At 53.0% G+C, this 17,240-nt stretch carries 24 protein-coding genes and 1 tRNA gene; 14 read left to right on the top strand and 11 right to left on the bottom strand.

Annotation, left to right across the window (positions count from 1 at the left end; all coding sequences use genetic code 11):
* Window positions 1–34: 34 nt before the first annotated feature.
* The 7 genes from ACOCF6_RS08245 to ACOCF6_RS08275 all read right to left on the bottom strand — a co-directional run bounded on the left by ACOCF6_RS08245 (window position 35) and on the right by ACOCF6_RS08275 (window position 6,887).
* Complete coding sequence (locus ACOCF6_RS08245) at window positions 35–1,561, bottom strand: Ppx/GppA phosphatase family protein (RefSeq protein WP_482459904.1); 1,527 nt, start codon at window positions 1,559–1,561, stop codon at window positions 35–37.
* A gap of 11 nt (window positions 1,562–1,572) precedes the next feature.
* Window positions 1,573–2,448 (bottom strand): CHAD domain-containing protein, encoded by an 876-nt coding sequence (locus ACOCF6_RS08250; RefSeq protein ID WP_482459905.1) that lies wholly within the window; start codon window positions 2,446–2,448, stop codon window positions 1,573–1,575.
* A complete protein-coding gene (locus ACOCF6_RS08255) occupies window positions 2,441–3,130 on the bottom strand; it encodes a TIGR04282 family arsenosugar biosynthesis glycosyltransferase (protein WP_482459906.1) in 690 nt (229 codons plus the stop codon). Before ACOCF6_RS08255 ends, ACOCF6_RS08250 begins: the two co-directional genes overlap by 8 nt.
* Before the next feature lie 482 nt (window positions 3,131–3,612).
* Window positions 3,613–4,743 carry a cytochrome b/b6 domain-containing protein gene (locus tag ACOCF6_RS08260; RefSeq protein ID WP_482459907.1) on the bottom strand — a complete coding sequence of 377 codons (1,131 nt, stop codon included), beginning with the start codon at window positions 4,741–4,743 and terminating at the stop codon, window positions 3,613–3,615.
* 65 nt (window positions 4,744–4,808) lie between these two features.
* Window positions 4,809–5,339, bottom strand: a complete 531-nt coding sequence (locus ACOCF6_RS08265) for a diheme cytochrome c (protein ID WP_482459908.1) — start codon at window positions 5,337–5,339, stop codon at window positions 4,809–4,811.
* A gap of 20 nt (window positions 5,340–5,359) precedes the next feature.
* Window positions 5,360–5,788, bottom strand: coding sequence for a DUF1924 domain-containing protein (locus ACOCF6_RS08270; RefSeq protein WP_482459909.1), 429 nt, complete (start codon window positions 5,786–5,788; stop codon window positions 5,360–5,362).
* Window positions 5,789–5,849: 61 nt separating this feature from the next.
* Window positions 5,850–6,887 carry a cytochrome-c peroxidase gene (locus ACOCF6_RS08275; RefSeq protein WP_482463302.1) on the bottom strand — a complete coding sequence of 346 codons (1,038 nt, stop codon included), beginning with the start codon at window positions 6,885–6,887 and terminating at the stop codon, window positions 5,850–5,852.
* A 283-nt stretch (window positions 6,888–7,170) separates the two neighbouring features.
* On the opposite strand from ACOCF6_RS08275, the gene ACOCF6_RS08280 reads away from it, so the two are divergent.
* Window positions 7,171–7,362 (top strand): hypothetical protein, encoded by a 192-nt coding sequence (locus tag ACOCF6_RS08280; RefSeq protein ID WP_482459910.1) that lies wholly within the window; start codon window positions 7,171–7,173, stop codon window positions 7,360–7,362.
* A 442-nt stretch (window positions 7,363–7,804) separates the two neighbouring features.
* On the opposite strand, the gene ACOCF6_RS08285 is transcribed toward ACOCF6_RS08280, so the two are convergent.
* Together ACOCF6_RS08285 and ACOCF6_RS08290 are read right to left on the bottom strand one after the other, a co-directional pair.
* Window positions 7,805–7,882, bottom strand: a tRNA-Glu gene (locus ACOCF6_RS08285).
* 354 nt (window positions 7,883–8,236) lie between these two features.
* Window positions 8,237–8,563: a hypothetical protein gene (locus tag ACOCF6_RS08290; RefSeq protein WP_482459911.1), complete on the bottom strand. Its 327-nt coding sequence runs from the start codon at window positions 8,561–8,563 to the stop codon at window positions 8,237–8,239.
* Between the two features lie 69 nt (window positions 8,564–8,632).
* On the opposite strand from ACOCF6_RS08290, the gene ACOCF6_RS08295 reads away from it, so the two are divergent.
* Window positions 8,633–9,052, top strand: a complete 420-nt coding sequence (locus ACOCF6_RS08295) for a response regulator (RefSeq protein WP_482459912.1) — start codon at window positions 8,633–8,635, stop codon at window positions 9,050–9,052.
* Here ACOCF6_RS08295 and ACOCF6_RS08300 read toward each other — a convergent pair.
* Both ACOCF6_RS08300 and ACOCF6_RS08305 read right to left on the bottom strand, forming a co-directional pair.
* Window positions 8,988–9,539 carry a helix-turn-helix domain-containing protein gene (locus tag ACOCF6_RS08300; protein WP_482459913.1) on the bottom strand — a complete coding sequence of 184 codons (552 nt, stop codon included), beginning with the start codon at window positions 9,537–9,539 and terminating at the stop codon, window positions 8,988–8,990. The two genes, ACOCF6_RS08295 and ACOCF6_RS08300, sit on opposite strands and share 65 nt — an antisense overlap.
* Window positions 9,540–9,876: 337 nt before the next feature.
* A complete protein-coding gene (locus tag ACOCF6_RS08305) occupies window positions 9,877–10,386 on the bottom strand; it encodes a hypothetical protein (protein ID WP_482459914.1) in 510 nt (169 codons plus the stop codon).
* Between the two features lie 14 nt (window positions 10,387–10,400).
* On the opposite strand from ACOCF6_RS08305, the gene ACOCF6_RS08310 reads away from it, so the two are divergent.
* The 12 genes from ACOCF6_RS08310 to ACOCF6_RS08365 all read left to right on the top strand — a co-directional run bounded on the left by ACOCF6_RS08310 (window position 10,401) and on the right by ACOCF6_RS08365 (window position 17,224).
* Window positions 10,401–10,727, top strand: a complete 327-nt coding sequence (locus ACOCF6_RS08310) for a helix-turn-helix domain-containing protein (protein WP_482459915.1) — start codon at window positions 10,401–10,403, stop codon at window positions 10,725–10,727.
* The gene (locus tag ACOCF6_RS08315) at window positions 10,720–11,226 is read left to right on the top strand and encodes a hypothetical protein (RefSeq protein WP_482459916.1); all 507 of its coding nucleotides are present in this window, start codon (window positions 10,720–10,722) and stop codon (window positions 11,224–11,226) included. Before ACOCF6_RS08310 ends, ACOCF6_RS08315 begins: the two co-directional genes overlap by 8 nt.
* The gene (locus ACOCF6_RS08320; protein ID WP_482459917.1) at window positions 11,223–13,493 is read left to right on the top strand and encodes a transposase; all 2,271 of its coding nucleotides are present in this window, start codon (window positions 11,223–11,225) and stop codon (window positions 13,491–13,493) included. The genes ACOCF6_RS08315 and ACOCF6_RS08320 overlap by 4 nt, the downstream gene beginning before the upstream one ends.
* Before the next feature lie 71 nt (window positions 13,494–13,564).
* The gene (locus tag ACOCF6_RS08325; RefSeq protein ID WP_482459918.1) at window positions 13,565–14,305 is read left to right on the top strand and encodes an AAA family ATPase; all 741 of its coding nucleotides are present in this window, start codon (window positions 13,565–13,567) and stop codon (window positions 14,303–14,305) included.
* Window positions 14,302–14,895 (top strand): hypothetical protein, encoded by a 594-nt coding sequence (locus tag ACOCF6_RS08330; protein WP_482459919.1) that lies wholly within the window; start codon window positions 14,302–14,304, stop codon window positions 14,893–14,895. Before ACOCF6_RS08325 ends, ACOCF6_RS08330 begins: the two co-directional genes overlap by 4 nt.
* Window positions 14,892–15,224 carry a hypothetical protein gene (locus ACOCF6_RS08335; protein WP_482459920.1) on the top strand — a complete coding sequence of 111 codons (333 nt, stop codon included), beginning with the start codon at window positions 14,892–14,894 and terminating at the stop codon, window positions 15,222–15,224. The genes ACOCF6_RS08330 and ACOCF6_RS08335 overlap by 4 nt, the downstream gene beginning before the upstream one ends.
* Before the next feature lie 115 nt (window positions 15,225–15,339).
* The gene (locus ACOCF6_RS08340) at window positions 15,340–15,498 is read left to right on the top strand and encodes a hypothetical protein (protein ID WP_482459921.1); all 159 of its coding nucleotides are present in this window, start codon (window positions 15,340–15,342) and stop codon (window positions 15,496–15,498) included.
* The gene (locus tag ACOCF6_RS08345; RefSeq protein ID WP_482459922.1) at window positions 15,495–15,686 is read left to right on the top strand and encodes a hypothetical protein; all 192 of its coding nucleotides are present in this window, start codon (window positions 15,495–15,497) and stop codon (window positions 15,684–15,686) included. The genes ACOCF6_RS08340 and ACOCF6_RS08345 overlap by 4 nt, the downstream gene beginning before the upstream one ends.
* Entirely contained in the window at window positions 15,683–15,889 is a 207-nt protein-coding gene (locus tag ACOCF6_RS08350; RefSeq protein WP_482459923.1) for a hypothetical protein, read from the top strand. The genes ACOCF6_RS08345 and ACOCF6_RS08350 overlap by 4 nt, the downstream gene beginning before the upstream one ends.
* Entirely contained in the window at window positions 15,886–16,728 is an 843-nt protein-coding gene (locus ACOCF6_RS08355; protein WP_482459924.1) for a DUF3164 family protein, read from the top strand. Before ACOCF6_RS08350 ends, ACOCF6_RS08355 begins: the two co-directional genes overlap by 4 nt.
* Before the next feature lie 12 nt (window positions 16,729–16,740).
* Entirely contained in the window at window positions 16,741–16,902 is a 162-nt protein-coding gene (locus tag ACOCF6_RS08360; RefSeq protein WP_482459925.1) for a hypothetical protein, read from the top strand.
* A gap of 115 nt (window positions 16,903–17,017) precedes the next feature.
* The gene (locus ACOCF6_RS08365; protein WP_482459926.1) at window positions 17,018–17,224 is read left to right on the top strand and encodes a hypothetical protein; all 207 of its coding nucleotides are present in this window, start codon (window positions 17,018–17,020) and stop codon (window positions 17,222–17,224) included.
* Window positions 17,225–17,240 lie beyond the last annotated feature (16 nt).

A 17,240-nucleotide genomic window follows, 5' to 3' on the forward strand; every position in this document is an offset into this window, starting at 1 on the left:
AAAGAGTATCAACTCCCGCTCCCCATTACTGTCACTACGTCACAAACACGACCCGCAGGCCGAAAGCCTTCTCAAACAGGTCTTTCTTGGCGGTGGCCCCGAAGATCTCCAGGGACATGTCTTCGGACCCGTTCAAGCGCACGCTGAAGAGCATGCCGCCGAATGTGCAGTCAATCGACTGAACAGTCGAGCTGCGACGGCGGTCGAGCCCGTCGGCCAGCCGCAGGATCCCCCCCAGCCGCCGGACGCGCTGCTGATCCTCTTCGTTCAGGACCTGAAAGGTTTCATGCTTGCGCTTGGGCAGTGATTTGCGGTGGTAGCGGGCGATCTGGGCGATCAGTTCACGATCGCGGGGCGTAAATCCGAACAGTTCCGCATGGCGGATCAGATGATAGGAGTGTTTATGGTGACTGCTGTAGGCGATGAAATAGCCGACGTCGTGCAGTATGGCGGCCGCCTCCAGCAGTTTGCGGTCTGATTTCTTCAGGTTGAAGGGGGCCGAAAGCCCGTCGAATACGGACAGGGCCAGCCGGGCCACATGCAGCGAATGCGGTTCGTCGATGTGGCAGGATCGGACAAAATCCAGGGCCGCCTCCCGCCAGTTCCGCGGTGCCGTGGCGACCGGGATCAATCCGTGTTTTTCCAGCGCCCGGATGATGAGCCCCTCGCGGATGCCGCGCTCATTGACCAGCAGCTGGTTGGCGCCGAAAAAGCGCATGAGTTCCTCTATCACGGCAACACCGGCTACGATGATATCGGCCCGGTCGGCATTCAGCCCCGGCACCAGCCGTCGTTCGGCCAGGCCCTTGCGGGTCAGCATCGCCAGCATGTGGACGACCTCGGAACGCAGCACCTCATAGCCATGGATGGAGGCATAGGATTTGCCGACAGCGCTCATGACCATGGAACCAATGGCTGTCGTCGTGCCACCCGAGCCGATCAGGGTATGCAGCTGAACCCCGGATCTGCTGACCTGTTTTTTGAGGGTGCTGCGCACGTGGCGCTGCAGAAGCTGCAGGTCAACGGGCCGGGTCGGATCATGGCTGAGAAACTGCTCGGTCATGACAACGGCCCCCAGATCAAGCGAATAGCACTCTTCAATGTGGTTTCCCAGGGCGGTTGTAATCTCCAGGCTGCCGCCGCCGATGTCGAACACGGCATAGCGCTTGTATTCCATATCAAAATGCCGCTGGGCGGACACCATGGCCAGCCCGGCCTCTTCCTCGCCGGAGATGACACGAATTTCATGGCCGAGCTCGGCTGAAAGGGTGTCCAGCAGATCCTGGCCGTTACTGGCCCGCCGCATGGCGCTGGTGGCAATCGCCTCCACGGCTCGCACCTTCAGACCGGCGATCAGTTTCCTGAATCGGCCGACCGCCTCGGCAGCCCGTGCCGACGCCTCGGGCGAGATGGCCCCGGTCCGGGTGAGATCCTCTCCCAGCCTGACCGTGCTTTTCTCATCGTCCAGGACCTTGTAGCCCCCCTTATGGTCCGCTTCCACAACGATGCAGCGAATCGAGTTCGTTCCGATATCAATGGCGGCCAGTCGTTTCGTATTCACGTCAAGACTCCTCACAGATGAAAGCTATACAGCAGCGGTCGTGACAGGGCCAGCTGGATAAACGCGGCAAGATATACAGCCGTATCCCGCTCCAGTGCGGCGTTGATCCCCTGCGACTCATCCGGCGGCAGTTTCAGCCTGTTGCTCAATACCCCGAACTCGACCATGTCGTTCAGCTTGCCCAGCAGTGCCTGGTACTCCTTCAGCTCCTCCAGCGTGGCACCGTACTCCTGACTGCAGACCTGCCCGATGGTCTCCAGCAGATAGCGCCATTTCTTGACCGCTATGCGGAGTTTATGGCGCAGTTCCCCATTCTCCGGGATGATGGCGGGCGCCAGCAGCGCGTGCAGCGCCTGAAAGCGCTGCACGGCTGTGTCCGATAAATAGACCGGCAGGGCTTGATCCGTGCTGTCTCTGCACGTCCTTTCGGCCAGGCTGGTCATCGCTTCCCTCAGTACCGTTCCCATTGCCCGGCAGGGAAAGCGCTTGAGAACCTTGGTGACGGTTTTTATCTCCTGCTTCCGGATCCGGCGCAGCCCCTCAGTCAGAACGGGAAGAGCCAGCGGCAACGATGTCACATACAAAAGGGCTTCATCAATGTTGCGCACATGTCCTAATTCACGGGTAATCCGCCTGAGCCCCTTCGACAGGGTCTTTGCCGCTCTTTTGGATATGAATGGCTCAAACAGCCCCAGCGATGCCCGCATGCGACGCGATACGACCCGCAGGTCATGAATCGAGTCCGTATCATGATGACAAAGAACCATCTTCCGTAACCTGCGGAACTCGTCCCACTGGGCATGCAGCACCTGTATTGCCTGCCCACCTATGCCGGCGCTATGCAGGTCATTTCTGCCCACGTTGTCGTTGCGGCTGTTTTCAGCCATGGCCCGGTAGCTCCATATATCCGTGTGACGCCAGCCAGCTGTTGGTGGAGGCGGCATGTGCTGATGGCTGCCTGCAATACGCCCTGATATCTTCCACGGTATCGATATCCTGGCGAGGATCAAGCAGCGTATAGGTCACATAATCACTCGCGCAGATGTCGAGCGTTGCACCCAGGACCCGGGATGTGCTCCAGGGGATATTTCGAAACAGTGCGGCGTTAAAGCCATCCTTGTGTGCGGCGACCAGGCAGTAGCCGCCGTCAAAGGCCGGGGAAAACACCACGTCAACCCCCTCCATGGCAACACTGGCCGACTGCAGCAGCTCAGCGTCAACCCCCGGTATATCGCTGCCGAGCAGCATGACCCGCTGCCAGCCGACCGAGAACAGCCATCCAAACGCGGCTGTCATGCGTTCACCCAAAGAATCGCCCTCCTGCATCATAACACCTTCGGCAGCGGTCACCCACTCTTCAGGAAGACCAACAGCATCCTGACCATCATGGAACAGGTACATCGGCAGAGCGCTTGCGGTAATATTCGCAATGCAATCCGCCACCATAGCCCGGTAGAAATCACAGGCGGCCTCGTTGCCCAAATCGCAGGACAGACGGGTCTTGACACGCCCGGGAACCGGGTGGCGTACAAAGAGCGCTACGGAGGTGTGCTGCGGGGTAGATTTCATTGCACTGTTCCTGTTTCAATACGTTGCGACAAGCGGACATTCATCGGGAGGCCGGATACCCGGCACACATGAGGAATGTGATCTTCATGTGTGACTTTCGCCGCGTGATTACTTCCTCTCTATGATCAAAGACACAATTCCCCGAAAGAATCAATATCTATCGCCTGGCGACCCTGTCACGTCAGCGGACGACAAGCAAAAACTGGATCGAATTGCAGCGCGGCTTTCATCGACCACAAACGATGTGGTTGTCATCTGCCCGCGGGGCGGCGGCGGTGCCAAAAACACGTATGACTATCTGAAAGAAAAGGGCATTGACGAGAAGAGGATTTTCATCCTCAAAGAGGGCATGCAGGGCTGGCCACATAAGGAATTAACGGTAGTTGGCAAACATTATCGTTTTTATTTTAAAGCAGTTACATACATACATCCTTCAATACAACAGAGCAAGCAGTGTCCTCCCAGTTCCCCGTATTCCTTTTTCAATTTTTCGGTATACGAATGTCATTATCTTCAAACGAACCATATTCGGCCAGTTTGTGACAGGCTACGCAGTTGATCCTGGACTTGACTGAGCTTCGCTGGTAAATCGCCTGATTTATCGGTTTATGTTTTTCTTTCCAATAGGGGATATCGGTAATTCTCGCCGGGGGATTTTCTTTGTTGATCGAGCGGAGAAATTTGAGCGACGCTTCCTCATGGGACGTTTCCGCAGCATACTTGACAAGAAAAGCCTCGATCTCTTTCTTCGCAACGTCATTGATGGAGGCATCGTCGCCAAAATGGTCATTGAGGCTGGTCATCATCTTTTTCCAGCTTTCAGCCGAGAGTGAATTCGGTGGGAATGCCATATGGCAGGAACCGCACTCTTTCAGGTAGATTTGCGGTATTGACAGCTTCACCGGTTGTTTTGTTTCCATTGCACTGGTCAGATAGAGCATTGCCCCTAGCGGTGAAATTACCCATAAGTAAGAGATTAAGCGCATTGGTGTGACAGTCAATATCGGTTTTTCGGTTTCATCAGAGAGTTTTGTTCCCGTAAACATGGCAGAGATGATGCCGGTTTTGTGTCGTATTGTTTCGTTCAAAACTCCGCACACATGGCCGAAAATTACTCCGAGCAGGAGATAGGAGAGCACCCGATGCAGCAATTTCAGTTGGTCGGCATAAGCGTAATAATCGATGTACAGGAATCTGAAAATGCCCCTCCCTTCGTCTATACCGAAAACAATCACTCCGGTTAACACCGCCAGCAGACCGAGCGTGATTATGCCGAGGGCGCTCCAGGAAGCTGCGGGATTATGGCCGGTATTGTTTGTTTTTTCATTCCTGGTGATTGCCTTAAAATAGCTGAAAAGCTCTGCCAGCGAGAGATGCAGGGAACTGAAGCGCGAATAATGGGGGCCGTTGAGCCCCCAGAATATCCTGAAGAGCAGGAGGATCGCAACCGCAACGCCGGTGCCGATATGAAAGGTAAGCCAGCTATCCTTGTTGACCAGGTCAATGCCGAAAAAACTGAGTATGTCAGCGGTAACAACAGTGCAGAGTACGAATATCACCAGAGACCAGTGGAATATACGCGTCTGGATGTCCCAAACATTGATTTCTTTCATAGCATTGCCCTTTGCATGACGGCTGTTGCGTTATTTTTCAGGGTGGTAAACGAAAAGCCCGTTCATTATTTGGGGATCTTCACCTTATGCTCGTCAAAGTCACCTTTCTCCGCCGTCAAATGACAAGCGACGCAGTTCGAAGCTGTACCGATGGACTTCCTTTTGAAGACTGCTGCCCGTACCTCGTCATGTTTTCTTTTGAAGTACCCAGTGTCTGTTATCCTGAGAGGGGCTTCCGATTTACCGATTGAGGCGAGCAGTTTGACCGACACCTTAGAGGAACTTTTATCAGCGCTGTTTTTTACGAGATAGTCCCGTATCCCGGATCTGGTCGTCTCATCAAGGGTGGCGCTGTCGCCGAAATGATTATCCAGGGCGCCCATGATCTTTTCCCAGGATCTCTTGGGAAGGAGTTGAGGCTGGAAAGCAAAATGGCAAGCGCCGCACTCCTTGAGATAGGCACTGTTTGTTACCGACCCCAGTATTGATGAGGTTTTTTCCCGGGAACTTCCTTCCCGGTTTTCACTGGCCAGGACAGATGCATAGACGGTGCAGATGAGCAGAACCGCCAGACAAATTCCTCTGTTGAGTTTCATATTCTGTTCTCCTTCTGAAATTATTGTTTATCGATGAATGTCAGGACGTCACCCTTTTCCCTGGCCGTACCCTCTCGGCCATATACCTGTTTGAAGTTTCTCGCCAGCCACTTTTCCGTTTCTTTGACATCGGTAAGCCTTTTGGGGTTGGCTGATGGGGCAAGTGGTTCGATGGCCTTTCCCACGAGGGTTTTGCCGCTCTTCTTCAGGTCAGAAGTGTGGCAGGTGGCACAGGATATGGGGCCGGACTTGTCATTCGGTCGCGTTTTAAAGAAAAGTTTTTTGCCCCTCTCCGCGTCAAATCCTTTAAAGCCGCTTTCCTTCTTTGCCTGTGCTTCCAAACCCTGCACGTATTTCTTCATTTCCGCGTTAAGCCCTGCAGCAAGACCAAGCGCCGGAGTCATTACAGCGACCAGACAGACTGCAGTGATCACAGACAGAGCGTTCATAATTTATCCTCCTGAAAATATAATGTTAAAACATACTCAGTCCTGAATTGTGCAGACGTTTCTACAACAATGGTTTCGGCGTGGCATCTGAATTAGGCGGCATGATCGGATACACGACTTTCGGTTGTTTGCCATTAAGAGTTAGGAGAAAAGCAACTAATTTATCGGTTTCATCGTCATTGATGCTGATCCCGATCTGAGCCGTCCCCATGATCTTTACTGCGTCACTGAGTTTCCATACCTTGCCCGAGTGGAAGTAAGGGGGTGTCAGTTCAATATTGCGCAGCGATGGAGACTTAAAGACATATTTGTCAGCTGCAGTATTGGTAACCTTGAATCGGCCAAGATCTTCCGTGGGGCGGACATTGGCTGCAGGGTTTTCTTTGACACCAAAGGTGAAGTATCCGGCACCGCCAATATTTACACCATTGTGACAAACAGAGCACCCTTTGGCCATAAACAGCCTTAACCCTTCGCGCTCTTTGGCTGCAAGTGCTTTCCGGTTTCCTTTGAGGTAGCTGTCAAAACGGGAATCAGGAGTAATGAGAGTTGCTTCGAAAACTTCAATGGCTTTGGCCATGTTGTCAAACGTGATCGGATCTTTATCGCGGGGAAATGCTTTTTTGAATAGCGGCAGATAGCCGGGAATACTTTTGAGGGTTTCCACAACCCGCAGCGGTGTGTTGTGCATCTCAACCGACGCCTGTACCGGGCCCTTGGCCTGGGCCGCAAGATCTTCTGCCCGACCATCCCAGAACTGGGCCAGGTTGTACACGGAGTTCAACACTGTGGGAGCGTTACGCGGGCCTTTCTGCCAGCCGTGACCGGTGGAAGTCTCCTGGATGTCCACTCCGCCGAGCCCGACATTATGGCAGGTATTGCAGCTGATCAGATTTGATGACGATAGTCGCGGCTCAAAAAAGAGCATTTTACCCAGTTCAATTTTTTGTGGCGTGGCCGGGTTGTTCTTCAGAACCGGCGGTTTTGCCGGAACAGGCTTGAAGGTCATCTGGGCCTGACTCATTATGTCATCCTTTCCCCAGGCAACACCTCCCACCAGCATTAACACCACGAGACCACTTGATATTTTCCATTTCATCATGCTTCTCCTTTTTTTGGTCAAATTTTAAAGACGCACCGGCCGTTGCAACATACCTGAAGCATGCAAACACGTGCTGGCACACATACTGCGCAAAAGCTGACTACATCAACTGATTGTGGATTTCATGGAAGAATCAGGCAGTGATTTTAGGGGGGGAAAATACCGGGAGATAGACCATTGGCAGGTGGTTATTATGCACAACAGGATAAAATCTCCCGGTTGTGGAAGATACTGGCTGCAGTAACTCGCTGGAATTTTTTGCATATTCCGGGCTGTTGTCATGATCACTGCCGACTGTATCTTCATCAAAATCGGCACATTCAATATCCATGTCATCGAATTGCAGACTGAGCTGAACCTTGACGGCATCGCCGTCATACTGGGGCAGGGACGAAACATGGTCACACCTGATCAGCACGAGAAGCAGCAGGAATACCACCTGCAACAGAAACATGACTATACGTCTATGTGAAGTTATCATGGCTTGTTTCACCCGCAAAAAAGAGGAACTTAACAGCATGCTGCTTCCGCCAACCTACTTCCAGCAAGGCTAGCACGATTAAACAAAAACTCAATCGCATCACGTTACCACTCCGTTACAGACCTCATCCAACAAGACAAACATTGTCTCTTTTATCATGTTTATTTATAAAGTCAACCAATAAAAGAGGAACAGCTCAAGGGGTTGTTGCTGAAATAGCAGGAGCTGGAAGTCCGGCTGGAAGAAATGTATCGGGACATGCTGGATGGAACTATTGCGGCAGATGCATACAAACGGCTGAACAACAAATTCAGAATTCAGAAGCGAGCTCATCCCAAGCGCCAGAAAACCTTTTGGGTTACTTGCACATACCAACCGGGAGCACCAAATAAAAAAGGTCACTTCCCCGGAGGAAAATGACCTTTCTGAAAGTTGGCGTCCCCTACCGGATTTGAACCGGTGTCGCCGCCGTGAAAGGGCGGTGTCCTGGGCCGGGCTAGACGAAGGGGACGTTTGTTTTACGTATCGCACCTGTTCCGCAAAAGCGGTCCCTGGCCCAAAGCAGGCGCGATAGACGTCAATATATACCGGAATAAAATTATCCCGTCAATATATTTTTATTACAAATGGAAATATTTTTTCTCCGCAATATCATTAGGACCACCGTGTGACGAGACAGATGCTACATGAAATAGTGGGATAAGCTGGGATATGGTGAATTATCGTGGGATCGCTTGTATTGATGCGGGTTTATGGCGTGGCGCGAAAATTTTTATCAACCAGGTATTGGACAGATGAAAAATTATCAAATCAGAACCTAGACACATGATTTATGAAATGGACTTAGAGCACACTTCGGCCAAATTCATTTTATATCCTTGGAAATATACTCTCGTGAAAATCCATTCCAGTCATGAAACTCAACACGCTTGAGACCGGATTGTTTTGCAAGAGACACAATGTCAGGGTCATGAATAACATCAACAGATCTATTATGTTGGAACATCACATAAACGATGAGTTTTTTTCCTGAAACTTTAACTTTTGTTGCCATACGATGTTTCGAGAGCGTTAGATCCATTACTTTATTTGATAATTCTGTATTTGCTTTTGGTTGGGACACTGCATCCGCCTGCCGATTTTCAACAGATAGCGCCAAAAGCAGTATTATGGCAATTACACACAACCTCATCACATCCTCCTGGCCCAACAGTTTTTAAGCGCCCCAGGGCGTAATTACCCCCCAGGAGGAACAGAACAAATGCAGCAGCAGCAAACCATTTTGGTCATAGATGACGACTACAGAGAGCTTGATATTATGACCAATGTACTATCCACCGCCGGTTTCCGAGTCCTCATCGCAGAGGATGGTGAAACAGGTTACCATCGTGCTATATTTACGCAGCCCGACCTGATCTTGCTGGATATCATGATGCCGGGGATTGACGGCTATGAAACGTGCAATCTATTAAGGGAAAACAAACGCACTAAAGACATCCCTATTTTTTTCAAGACCTGTTTAGGCAACAAACAATCAACAATCATAGAAGGCTTTCTAGTCGGAGTTGATCACGTTATGACCAAACCGAGTAATCATGGTGAACTGCTCCGTCTGATCAAGTCCCGGTTGGCCGCAATTCAATCTCGGCATTTGCGGACTCATTATCAAGTGCTTGCTTGATGCGCATTTTAAGAATTTCCCGAAGTTGGGCTTTCCCGTCCTCGTCCAAATTTTCCACGAGTCTAGCAAACGCGGCACGATTGACGGCCTGATCGTCCTCATCATCGTTTTTCACTTCTTGATGTGAGACGACAAACTTTATCACCTCAGACGCCTCAATGTCCGTCATGGCGTCAATATAGCTGACCGCTGCCTGTTTAACCGGGGAGCGGTCAGCTCTTTTTGTCTCTTCTACCTTTTTCGGCCCTTCTGCACCCGCCTCTATGGCCTCTCCCAGCTTCATACCACCTTTGCCAGTCAACAGCCAATTAGCATTAAATCCCATTTCGGACAGTGACATAAAAACACGTCCACCAGGCACATTATTCCCCGCTTCATAGTCTTGCCATGCACGGAAACTTGTGCCCAGCGAAATAGCCATCTCTTTCTGGCTTTTCCCTATCGATTCGCGGGCTGATTTAAGGCGCTCAGCTAATGACATATCCATATCCTCACCGTAACAGTTCGGGACAACCAACCATTACGCAAACTGTTACGTTATTCGAAAGCGTAACAGTCAAAATATATTTAGCAATAACAAATGGTTACAGCAAAGGCGCAGGTACGGCGAAAAAATGCGACTGTTACGCGATATTTCTCTTGACTACACGGTATTTCTCCGTGTATTTTCAGTCTAACATTGCCCCACGATTTAGACTCAGCGGGTAAAAAAAGGAGGCGGTTAATGCCACACAATAATACATGTCCAAAGAGTCTAGCCGCCAGAGATATTCTTTGTATGTTGCATGTAAAGCCAACGGGTACTGATGTCTGGAAGCGGCACCTTAAAACTGCGCAACTTCACAACTGTGTTGCTCTGTCTTACAGAGAGATATTGAAGCTTTCAAAGCTTCCCATTGCCACTCTTCAAACCATGGGACAGCTTGTCCTACAGCTGGATCTCCATCGGGGCCAACGTGCATGAGCTTAACTATGATTTGCCGTGCCCAGTCTTTTTCCGCTGCAGTGAGCTTGAGATCAAAATACTGTTCCCGGCCAATTTGAGTGAAGAAACAAGAATTATGATTGATCCGCCGTATAACCTGTTCTTTGGCGAGCAAAAGAGGAGTTCGTATTTCAGCTGCAGTACGAGACGTAACGAGTTTTTCTAACAGATTATTGTACTCATCTACATGTGGCCATGGAATACAGCGCACATGGGAACGTATGTATTTAAGTTTGTCAATTTTATGTAGCCGCCTGGCTGTAAGTATTTTTGGCCATGTTTCTAACCAAAACACAGACAAAACGCTCAACGCCATTTTTTCAGTAATTCCATAATCTTCAAGAGACATAAAAGGATCTCCTCATGAACTACCTACAGCAACTGATAGAGCTACGCGGCATGACTGTCCAGGACCTGGCCACGGCGATCGGTCTCGGCTACCACTGCGTGCAAAAGACCGTTAAAGGTCACAAGCACGGGGTACAAACCCGCAATGCCATTGCTGCCCACCTCGGCCTTGATCCGGTCAAGGCATGGGGTCGTGGATATGCAATCTACCTCCGCAGGGTGGTTGCGATCGAGGCCAATATAGTTGCCCAGCAAAAGGCCGAAACAGCCCGTACTGAATTCCTGAAAAAGTACTCTGACAGCGCAACATTACCAGCTAAACGGAAAGTGTGCAATGTCTAACCCTCAGAAAAAAATAGACCACGCTGCGGCGGGTCAGTTGAGCCTGTTCGAGGAAGTAATCCGGCAAGAGATGGAGATTGCCAAAACCACACCGGTCCCCGGTAGTCTCAACATCAGACAACAGATCATCGCCGTGCTTACCTCGGCCCTGCGTCACGCCGGCAAATCCCGCGAGCAGATCGCCGACGAGATGAGCTTTCACGCCGGCGAAGAGATCACCGTTCACATGATCAACGCCTGGGTGTGCCAGTCCAAAGAAAATCACCGTTTTCCGTTGGAATTCCTGCCGGCGTTTCGTAAAGCCACTGGCAACCTGGATGCACTCAACGTCACCTCCCAGGCCTGCGGAGCCTTTACCCTGCGCGGACCGGATGCACTGCGGGCGGATATACGCAAGTTGGAAGAACAGAAGACAGCCAAGGCCGCCGAAGCCAAGGCCTTGGATGCCGATAAGAAGCGCCTGGAGACGCTATTACAGGAAGTGGAGGGGCGGCCATGAAAACTCACTACACGCCACAAGAGTTGGCTGATTTAGTGAAAGGCGGGCTTCCCGGATTGCCAACTGCCAAGAAAAACATAATCGCAAAAGTCCGTCGCGAGGGAATAATCGGCGTTGATTATGAGTTCCGTGGCAACACAATATACATCGCAATAACATCTCTCCCCGCCGAAACCCGTCTGGCCCTGGCCGCCCTCAATACCAAAGTCGGTTATGACGCACCAGTCATTCAGGCCGCCAGCAACTATGCCGCCCAGATCAAGCTCTCTGCAGAGGAGCAAGAACGTCAGCGCCTGGCTGCCCGTACCGAGTCTCTGGCCATGTTTTACCGTTTACCCGACCGGCAGCAGCTCAAGGCAAACGCCAAAATGGCGATCATCAAGGCCTGCCACCACTACATCACATCACACCGCCTGGCCAAGAAACACGGCCAGGACAGCTTTGCCCATGAATACGTACTCGGCCGAATCGACGTGGCACCCTGGGTGCGTAACGAGATCTCACATCTTCATCCCGGTACCATGCGGGCCTGGATCAAGGCTGAATACGAGCTGGGCATGATGGGTCTGGTCAATCTGGACGGTAACCGTAAAGATCAGGGCAAAATCGAGACCTGGAACAAAACCACCCTGCCGGACGGTACAGATAAAGCCCCCATGGCCGATACCCTCACGGCTTTGATCCTGAAGTACCCGCACATTACCGAGAAGAAATGCAACCAGGCCCTGCGCGGACTGATGCCGAATGCTCCCGAGGTTTCCGACAAAACAGTCAAGCGCTTCATGGACAAATGGAAAGCGAAAAATGTCCATCAGTTTTCCCTGGCTTCCAATCCTGACGACTTCAAGAACCGCTTTCAGCCTGCCTTCGGCTCACGCTCCGAAGGGATCGACGGACCCAACCAGCTGTGGGAAATCGACGCCACCCCCGCAGATCTGCTACTCACCGATGGCCAGCGTTACAAGATTCTCGGCGTCACCGACGTCGGTACCGCCCGGCTGAAATACTATGTGAACAAGACCGAAAAGGCCCGCGACAACGCCTTTATCGTGCGCAACTGCATCATTGATTGGGGCGTGCCCGCCAACGGCACCCTGGTCACCGATCAGGGCGCACCGTACATATCAGAACATTTCGATCGTATCCTGAGAGATCTGCTTATCGATCAACACATCTGCAACCCCTTCAGCGGTGATGAAAAACCGCATATCGAGCGCTCATTCCGTACCTTCAGTCACGATTTGATCGAACTGACACCCGGCTATTGCGGCCACAACGTCGCCGATCGCAAAGAGATCGAATCACGCAAAACCTTTGCCCAGCGCCTCATGAACAAAGAAGAGGTGATCGAGATATCCGTCAGCGCCTCCGAGCTGCAGGCGTTCATCGATCGCTGGACTGCCAACTATCACAACACCGTCCACTCTCGTCTCGGCAAAACCCCGAATCAGGCCCTGGCTGAATGGCCGTACCCGATCAGCGTCATCAGCGATGTACGCGCCCTGGACATGCTGCTGTCCGAAGCGGCCCGCCGTGGCGGCCGACTGCCGATCATCGGCAAAAAGGGTATCCGGGTCAACGGCGGCTTCTACATCCACACGGCCCTGGGCGTACACACCGGAGAGGCGTGCCGGGCCTTCCAGGATCCCTCCGACCTGGGGCGGATCATTGTCCACATCATGAATGAATATGGTGTCTGGGAGTTTCTCTGTATTGCCGAGGATCCCAAGCGAACCGGCATCTCAATGGCCGAGGTCGCCCACGCCACCCGTGCCCTGCACAATGAGCACAAGAAAGAGATCACCCGCCTGACCCGCGAAGCCAAGAAGGATCTGAAAGGCGTCGACGTGGTCGATGCCGTACTGACCTATCGCGAGAAAGAGGCGGCCAAGGCCCAGGGGAATGTAACGTACTTCCCCCGTCCAACCATAGAACACACCACACCCGGCCTGACTGCTGCCAGGGAGGCCGCCAACGCACTGGACGGCATACACAAGCCTTTAACCCCTACTTTAACACCTGATCAACAGGCCCTTAAAGAGCGCTTAAAAGCCGAGATATCGGCCAAGGTGAACACCAACGTGCGCAGCCTGGAAGTAGAATCCGCCCGCAGTAAATACCGGCGCATGAAGGGGCTCAGATCGGTTTTGACCGACGGCGGCAGCATATCTGAAGAGGAATACAAGACGCTCATGATCTATGAGCAGAGTAACGAATACAAGGCAATCAAGGGAATGGAAGAGGAAGCGGCCAAGGCCGTGAAATAGACGTTTTCAATAGAAAAGGCCGGGAACTCGCGACCCCCGACCTTTTCAAATCAAAACTAGGAGGCTTAACAATGTCACAACTCGTATCATCCGTCAAGGGCACCGTAGCAGCCCTCAATAACGTCATACTGGCCGTAACCTGCATGGAGCGGCTGGTAAACGCATCCAGCCATCTGCCCAGAATCGGCGTCCTCTATGGCCGGGCCGGCCTCGGCAAATCATCGGCAGCCATCTACCTCATGAACTACTACAAAGCCTACCGGGTCGAATGCAAATCGGTATGGAACCGTAAGACCGTCCTGGTAGAGATCCTCAAGCGCATGGGCATCACGCCCGGTAAAACCATGCCGGACATGCTTGACCAGGTCTGCGCCCAGTTGCAGACATCCGGACGGCCGCTGATCATCGACGAAATGGATCACCTGGTCGACAAGGGCGCAGTCGAGATTGTCCGCGACATCTATGACGGCAGCCAGGCCCCTGTGCTGCTGATCGGCGAGGAGTGCTTTCCCGACAAGCTCATGCGCTGGGAGCGCGTCCACAGCCGGGTGCTCGATTGGTCCCCCGTCAAGCAGCTCGACATAGAAGACGCCCGCCTGCTGGCCGAATACTACTGCCACAAGATCACACTGTCTGACGATCTGCTGGCGCACATCCACACCCGCTCCGAAGGCTCCGCCCGCCGGATCTGCGTCAACCTGGAGCTGGTCGAAGAGACCACCTTGCGCATGGGCCGCGACACCATCGACCTGGCCACCTGGGGCAATACGCCTCTCTATACCGGGAAGGCTCCTGCAAGGGGTGCCAAATGAGTCGAAAGCCGATCGACAAACAGCAACCGTCGGAATGTCGTCAGGCCATCTGGAACTGGATACGGGTCCGCGAAGGCATACATGGACCACAGGCAACCTTCACCGCTGGAGACGTCGACGCAAAGCTTGATCTGGGCAGCATCCGCGAATATCTGACCGGCCTGACGAAAGCCGGGTACCTGGACGCTACCAGAAGTGCGGGCCATCCTAAGGGCACCGTATTCTACACCCTGGTCAAAGACACCGGCTTCGAAGCCCCCAGGGTACGTAAGGACGGCAAGCCGGTCACCATGGGTCAGGGCCGCCTGCAGATGTGGAACGCCATGCAGGTGCTGAAAACATTCACCGTCCGCGACCTGGCCTTCAACTCCTCCACCGAAGCCCACGAAGTGGCCGAGTCCGAGGCAAAAACCTACTGTGCGGCATTATGCGTCGCCGGGTACCTGGTTGGACGTTCCAATCAGACATATTGCCTGATTAACGCCATGTGGACCGGGCCACAGCCGCCGCAGATCCAGCGCACCAAGCAGGTATACGACCCAAACCTGCGACGGGTGGTATGGAGTCGGATTGAAGGAGGGGCCGAGTGACTACGAGCGACTTGAGAGCGATCCTCGAACAGGCCATTGCCGAACGCAACAACGAAAAGGGCAAAGGCGGTGCGGCTGCCGTATCAAAGATGCTCGGTATATCTGATAGCCAGATGTCCCAATATCGCGGAGGCACCTATGCCGCCCCTGATACCATTGAACGCCGCATTCGCGAAGTCCTGGGCAGCGAGACGGTTAATTGTCCCGAGCTGGGAGAGATCACCCTGGCTGAATGCGCCGGCTACAAGAAGCGCACGACAACCACGGACAGCTTCTATGCCCGCATGTACCGGGCCTGCCTGACCTGTCCCCAGAACGGAGCCAAATAGATGCTGCCCTGGATACTATTAACCCTCTTCGCAGTTGGCAACCTGTTCTGCTGGTCTCTCTGCAGAGCGGCCGCGAGGCCAATGCCAAAGCAGACACGAAAGGAGCACGACAACCATGATTACCCGCATACTGAAACGAATCCGCATGGAGCGACTGGCAGCGACCCTGCTCCGGATCCGACCGCTCTCCACCATCACCATCATTCGACTGGAGTTGTTCAAATTCCGGTTGCGCAAGCGGGCCATGAACCGGGCTCTGGAGTACGCACGATGAACCCGATCGCGCAGACCGCCTATCGCGCCCTCGATCGCGCCATGGATGCCAACGCTGCCGGAGAGATCCGGGGCTTTGGCCCAGCCTGGGCGTGCGAGGAGTACGCCGGGCCTGATCACAATTATTATGACTGTCCGGATTGCAAGGGCAATTTTGCAGCCCGTATGTCCACCCTGGAGGCCGCATGACCGCCCGTGGCTTACTTACCATCGTCAATGCCCTGCTAATCGGGGCCGTGATCGGATGGGCCGCCAGGACGCACACTTTAGATGATCGCTACATCCTGTCCCTGGCGCTGAAACATGAAACCGCTGCCAGATACTACAACGAACGAACGGATCAGATGATCCGTGAAAACCAACCAAAAACAAAAGGAGTCAAGAAACCATGAATTTTTACAGCTACAGCGCCCATCAGGGCATGGAGTACCACCCAACCGGCAAAGCGGCAAAAGACGCGGCCGATGATGCGCTGATCGCCATGAACAACGATTTTAACCGTCCGAAATATACGACCGCTGATCTGAAATCAGTCACCTGGGGTGAAGTCACCGAACGTGCCGCATCCACCGGTGAAGTTGGCTATGCCCTCAAACGCCAGGACCGGTTGAGTTACGAGGCCTCACATCCCCAGGTCGTCAACGGTCGCATGGAAAACGGTTCCGGCGATCTGGTCCAGATCAAGAACATCAAGGAAAAGACCCTGCTGGAGCACGACATGGTACTGAGCATCGCCTGCATCTGGCTACACGTAAGCGCCCAGCTGTGTCGTTTCAAGCAGCACACCTTCGAGGATATCACGACGTTTGTGGATCTCCTGTTCGACTCCTATGCTACCAAGCGAGGCGGTTCCGAGGGCAACATGCAGTTCACCACCTTCGACAAGCGCTTCAAGCTGGTTGTGGGGATTCAGCACACCATCGACTTCGGACCGGAGATAGAGGTAGCCAAGCAGAAAATGCTGGAGGCTGTCGAGATCTACCCCGAAGAGGCCAATGACTTGAAAACAATGTTGATGGCCGCCTATACGAAGGTCGACGGTAAATTGCGGGTCGCGGAAGTACTGCGGCTGCGTACCTTCAAATTCAATAATCCGCTCTGGAACGAGGGCATGAAGATCATTGACGACGCCATAGAGGTTATCTCCAGCAAGAAGCAGATCAGACTTTATAAGCGTGACAACCCGGGTGATGAATACGTCGCTGTACCGCTGCACATCGCGGCGTTGTAGGGGGGATGGATTATGGCTCAGCTTATCTTAGACATCCCTGTTGAGAACGTCAGCGATCTGAAAGCCCTTCTGAGCGTACTGCCTGACGACATGCCAACCTCGGACGCAAACGGCAATCCGATGCGCGTCCGGGTCTACGAGCAATTCGATAAAAAGCATATGGAGGTGAAGTGATGCCAGATGAGATCACATGCCTGACCTGTCGTGCCGCCAATGCCTGCGGCGAATGCTGCCGCACCTGTACCAAGCATTGTAACGGCCAGCAGACCTGCAAGCGGGAGGTGGTGTGATGGCCTACACAGCCGAAAGCCTTATGAACACGAGCGTTGATGATTGCATCATATCGCTGTCATCAGTCGATGACATAGCCATGCTGAAAAACCTGCACACCAAGTGCCTGGCATGCGGGCACAAGACGCGGGCTCTTTATGTCAAGCGCAGGATCAGTAAGCTTGAAAAGGAGGTACCACATGGGTTGGGTGTCGATCAGCTGTAAATGTGGTCACTCAGCG

The organism is Geobacter psychrophilus (assembly GCF_056821595.1).

Coding starts and splice junctions, on each gene's coding strand:
- ACOCF6_RS08250 (WP_482459905.1), bottom strand. CDS start 2,448: ATGGCTGAAAACAGCCGCAACGACAACGTGGGCAGAAATGACCTGCAT.
- ACOCF6_RS08255 (WP_482459906.1), bottom strand. CDS start 3,130: ATGAAATCTACCCCGCAGCACACCTCCGTAGCGCTCTTTGTACGCCAC.
- ACOCF6_RS08260 (WP_482459907.1), bottom strand. CDS start 4,743: ATGAAAGAAATCAATGTTTGGGACATCCAGACGCGTATATTCCACTGG.
- ACOCF6_RS08265 (WP_482459908.1), bottom strand. CDS start 5,339: ATGAAACTCAACAGAGGAATTTGTCTGGCGGTTCTGCTCATCTGCACC.
- ACOCF6_RS08270 (WP_482459909.1), bottom strand. CDS start 5,788: ATGAACGCTCTGTCTGTGATCACTGCAGTCTGTCTGGTCGCTGTAATG.
- ACOCF6_RS08275 (WP_482463302.1), bottom strand. CDS start 6,887: ATGAAATGGAAAATATCAAGTGGTCTCGTGGTGTTAATGCTGGTGGGA.
- ACOCF6_RS08280 (WP_482459910.1), top strand. CDS start 7,171: ATGATCACTGCCGACTGTATCTTCATCAAAATCGGCACATTCAATATC.
- ACOCF6_RS08290 (WP_482459911.1), bottom strand. CDS start 8,563: ATGAGGTTGTGTGTAATTGCCATAATACTGCTTTTGGCGCTATCTGTT.
- ACOCF6_RS08295 (WP_482459912.1), top strand. CDS start 8,633: ATGCAGCAGCAGCAAACCATTTTGGTCATAGATGACGACTACAGAGAG.
- ACOCF6_RS08300 (WP_482459913.1), bottom strand. CDS start 9,539: ATGGATATGTCATTAGCTGAGCGCCTTAAATCAGCCCGCGAATCGATA.
- ACOCF6_RS08305 (WP_482459914.1), bottom strand. CDS start 10,386: ATGTCTCTTGAAGATTATGGAATTACTGAAAAAATGGCGTTGAGCGTT.
- ACOCF6_RS08310 (WP_482459915.1), top strand. CDS start 10,401: ATGAACTACCTACAGCAACTGATAGAGCTACGCGGCATGACTGTCCAG.
- ACOCF6_RS08315 (WP_482459916.1), top strand. CDS start 10,720: ATGTCTAACCCTCAGAAAAAAATAGACCACGCTGCGGCGGGTCAGTTG.
- ACOCF6_RS08320 (WP_482459917.1), top strand. CDS start 11,223: ATGAAAACTCACTACACGCCACAAGAGTTGGCTGATTTAGTGAAAGGC.
- ACOCF6_RS08325 (WP_482459918.1), top strand. CDS start 13,565: ATGTCACAACTCGTATCATCCGTCAAGGGCACCGTAGCAGCCCTCAAT.
- ACOCF6_RS08330 (WP_482459919.1), top strand. CDS start 14,302: ATGAGTCGAAAGCCGATCGACAAACAGCAACCGTCGGAATGTCGTCAG.
- ACOCF6_RS08340 (WP_482459921.1), top strand. CDS start 15,340: ATGATTACCCGCATACTGAAACGAATCCGCATGGAGCGACTGGCAGCG.
- ACOCF6_RS08345 (WP_482459922.1), top strand. CDS start 15,495: ATGAACCCGATCGCGCAGACCGCCTATCGCGCCCTCGATCGCGCCATG.
- ACOCF6_RS08350 (WP_482459923.1), top strand. CDS start 15,683: ATGACCGCCCGTGGCTTACTTACCATCGTCAATGCCCTGCTAATCGGG.
- ACOCF6_RS08355 (WP_482459924.1), top strand. CDS start 15,886: ATGAATTTTTACAGCTACAGCGCCCATCAGGGCATGGAGTACCACCCA.
- ACOCF6_RS08360 (WP_482459925.1), top strand. CDS start 16,741: ATGGCTCAGCTTATCTTAGACATCCCTGTTGAGAACGTCAGCGATCTG.
- ACOCF6_RS08365 (WP_482459926.1), top strand. CDS start 17,018: ATGGCCTACACAGCCGAAAGCCTTATGAACACGAGCGTTGATGATTGC.